The organism is uncultured Succinivibrio sp., assembly GCF_902756765.1.
In the GTDB taxonomy this organism is placed as follows: domain Bacteria; phylum Pseudomonadota; class Gammaproteobacteria; order Enterobacterales; family Succinivibrionaceae; genus Succinivibrio.
This window is the reverse complement of sequence record NZ_CACVSS010000143.1, coordinates 1-3,455: the sequence shown is the minus strand read 5'-3', so window position 1 is coordinate 3,455 and position 3,455 is coordinate 1. Positions and strand designations below refer to the sequence as shown.

Sequence of the window (3,455 nt, the reverse complement as noted above, 5' to 3'; positions counted from 1 at the left end):
TACGCAATGTAAAGACTAAAGCAAAGGTTTCAGGATGTTTTCGTACAAAGGGAGGAGCTCAGACCTACCTCAAGATTACATCCTATCTCAGCACCGCCAAGAAGCATGGCATAAATGCATTCGAAGCATTGGCTCTCGCTTTCAAAGGCGAAACTGAGAAAGTTTTAATTTAATGGTGGTTCTGAGTTACAACAAATTGGGAAAAGAATTGGTACGAGGTTAAATTCGGCTATTTTGTACGTATAGCCAATTATCTAAAAACACCAGCTCAGATGCTTGATGAATACTTTTGCAGAACCAATATTGAAACCGCTTTTAAGACGGATAAAGAGTACCTGAAGCTACTGCCTTTATGTAAATGGAGTGATTTGACTGTAAGAGGAAAAATCCTCAGTGATGTTATAGATTCCATCTTAAGAAGCAAAATTCAGCAGATAAGAAAAGGCTCAGTATACTCATTTTCAGCAATGATTGGTAAATGTCAGTCACTAATGTGTTTCCGAGACAAAAACTCTGAGCAGGTATATGTTGAGGTGGCAAACAAGCAGGTTAGGACCTGCTATGAGGAATTGGGAGTAACAGTACCTCAAAAGATCGATCTGAAATCATATATGACCGATCTTTTTGATCAAAATTTATAGTGTTACTTTTGTGTTTATCTTAGGTTTAGTCATCAATGATATAATTATCATATTGAAATCAGTTGATAGGTCGTGTAAATGAAAAATATTGCTCAGTCAGAAAACATTGAAGATTTTTTAGATAGTGATTATATCTATGTAGATAAGACTGAATATATCTATAATCTTACAAGAAATTATAAAAGAGTTTTCTTTTCACGTCCTCGCCGTTTCGGTAAGTCTCTGACTCTAAACACCATCGGAACTCTTTTTGAAAAAGGAGTTGATCCTTATTTCAAGGGAACATGGATTTATGACAAATGGGATCAAATGAAGTATCCCGTTCTTCATTTAAGTTTTCTTGAATACTCTGCAACAGATTTATCTGAATTTAAAAGACAGCTTTGTTTATCTATCTATAAATTCGCCAGAGCTCAAAAAATACAAGATGTTCTTGATGATAAAGAACCGAATGTTTACATATCAAATCTTTTTGATGCTATGAATGATGGTGAGCAACTGGTTCTGCTAATTGATGAATATGATCGTCAGCTAACAGCCAATATTAACAATCCAGAACTTTATGAGAAGTTCAGAATCTGTATCAGAGATTTCTATGGCGCTATTAAAGGCAAAAAGCAGATTAAATTCATGGCCGTTACTGGAGTAACTCGCCTCAAAGATGTTTCTATCTTTTCTGTTGGCTCAGATATTATGGACTTAAGCTATGAATACGCCTTTTCTAACATGATAGGTTTCACTAGAGATGAAATAAAAAAATTCTATATTGATTACCTAAGACTCGGCGTATCTTACGAGAATAATAAATCAACCGATAAGGTAACAGATGCAGATTGCGAAGAATTCATCGATAGAATGGCAGCGCATTATGATAGTTACTGCTTTGATAGAAAATATCGTAATAAGGTATTCTCTACCTATTCTGTTAATAATTTTCTTCATAGTATTGTTTCCGATAAAGAAGTATATTTCGGAGATTACTGGTACGAAGTTGGTGGTCTTCCATCTATTCTTATGAACTATATGGAATCACACAATCTGAATATAGAGAATCTTCTGACCTCAGAGATTGAAATTCCTTATAACGATTTTGCGAACCCAACCTCTCTGATTGATATTAATGAAAATGTTCTGATGTGTCAGACCGGATACTTAACTTTAAAATCAGACCTTGATCCTAATGATAACGTGATTCTTGGTGCGGCAAATTTAGAAGTTAAATCTGCTCTATTCAGACTTTTAAGTTTAAAAGTCTTTCAGAAGAATATTTCTCCATATTCCACCGGTAAAAATTATGTTCTTGAACAAGGCTCTGTTGAAGATATTATCTCGCTTTTCAATGAAGTATTAGCAGCCCTATCTTATGATAAATATCCTGTTGATAATGAGTCTGTTCTAAGAGCACTGCTGCAGGTCTATCTGATTGGCAAGAATCATGATGTTCAAGTCGAGCAACATAACAGCAGAGGCAGAAGTGATATTCTTGTAAACTTCCCAAAGCGCAGAGTTGTACTTGAACTGAAATACACGGATATAAATAGTGAAGAACAGAAAAAGCTTGAGGATGCGGAGCAACAGATTATTGAAAAACGCTATGGTTTTGAAAATCTTGGAGACAGAGAGTTAATCCAGATCGCGTGCGTTTTCAATGGCGATAAGGACAAACGTCAGATTACCTTGTACAAGAAAGTTGAAAAATAATTTCGCGAGAATTTCTAATTTAGGTTCTGTGAACTGCAAGAAATTGAGCTATTTTTTAGCATAAGCATGATTAATAGTTATTACAAACGCACTACATTTTCTCCCAAAAATAGAAGAAAAATTTCTATTAAATCTTGCTCTGGCCGGATTATTCGTTTTTACCGGCACTGTATGTGCTCAGACTCTGAACAATGTTGAAATCAAATCAACTGCAAAACTCAGCAGAGGTGAACTTGATGCAGTGCTTAAACCATATATGGGCAGGGAAATCACCGTTAAGACTCTTCAGAATCTATTGAATGCACTTACTGCAGTGTACAAGAGCAACGGCTATCTAACCGCTCAGGCCTTCTATCCTGAACAGGAGAGCCACAACGGAGAGCTTAAGGTGGTAGTTGAGACCACCAGACTCAATGAGATAAAGCTAAGAAATCTAAGCTCCATAAATCTTAGCACCATCTATCGTATCTTCGAGAAAACCAGAAAGCTGCAGAATCGCCCTGTAAACTCCACTGAGCTTAATGATTCTCTCTTAAAGGTTCGTGACCTGAATGTTTTTGATGTCTCTGGCTTCTTTGAGAATTCAAATAACAATGGGGCAGACCTGATTTTAGATGTAAAGCCAAAGAAACGTTTCTCCTTTCAGACCTTCTATGACAATTATGGCAATAAGACTACCGGAGAGAACCGTTTTGTAGGAGTTTTAACCTGCAATGATGTCTCCCATCATGCCGACAGGTCAAATCTGCTTTTAGCCACCACTGATAATAAGCAGAACAATTTCAGCTTTGACTATCGTGTCCCTGTAAATTCCAATCTGAATGTCTTAGGTACCGACCTGTCCTATTCAAGCTATGAGCTAGGCGGAGAATACCGTGACCTTGATATTCACGGCAATATCTTCAATGCAGATGTGTATCTGGAAAATCCCTTCTACAGAAGTACAAAGACCAGATTTACAGGAGACATAGGCACCTACTACCGCAGCATAACCGACAAAATCGATGCCTTTGAGGTGAAGCTTAAAAGACACAGCTACGGTATGTTCACCGATTTTAAGCTGGACAACTTTTTTGCTTCTTCAAATCTTGCCAACACTCTGCGCTTTAACTA

3 protein-coding genes are annotated in these 3,455 nt (G+C 36.9%); all 3 read left to right on the top strand.

Annotated elements, in window-relative coordinates; genetic code table 11:
- Positions 1 to 272 precede the first annotated feature (272 nt).
- On the top strand, positions 273 to 641 hold the full coding sequence (locus QZU45_RS11620; protein ID WP_295355460.1) for a hypothetical protein: 369 nt from the start codon (positions 273 to 275) through the stop codon (positions 639 to 641).
- 78 nt (positions 642 to 719) lie between these two features.
- Positions 720 to 2,342, top strand: a complete 1,623-nt coding sequence (locus QZU45_RS11615; protein ID WP_295355458.1) for an AAA family ATPase — start codon at positions 720 to 722, stop codon at positions 2,340 to 2,342.
- A gap of 241 nt (positions 2,343 to 2,583) precedes the next feature.
- Positions 2,584 to 3,455, top strand: an 872-nt coding sequence (locus tag QZU45_RS11610) for a ShlB/FhaC/HecB family hemolysin secretion/activation protein (protein ID WP_295355456.1), incomplete at its 3' end; no start/stop codon positions are given.

What these genes read in the sequence shown, in the direction of transcription:
- QZU45_RS11620 (WP_295355460.1), top strand. Translation starts at nt 273, where the DNA reads ATGCTTGATGAATACTTTTGCAGAACCAATATTGAAACCGCTTTTAAG.
- QZU45_RS11615 (WP_295355458.1), top strand. Translation starts at nt 720, where the DNA reads ATGAAAAATATTGCTCAGTCAGAAAACATTGAAGATTTTTTAGATAGT.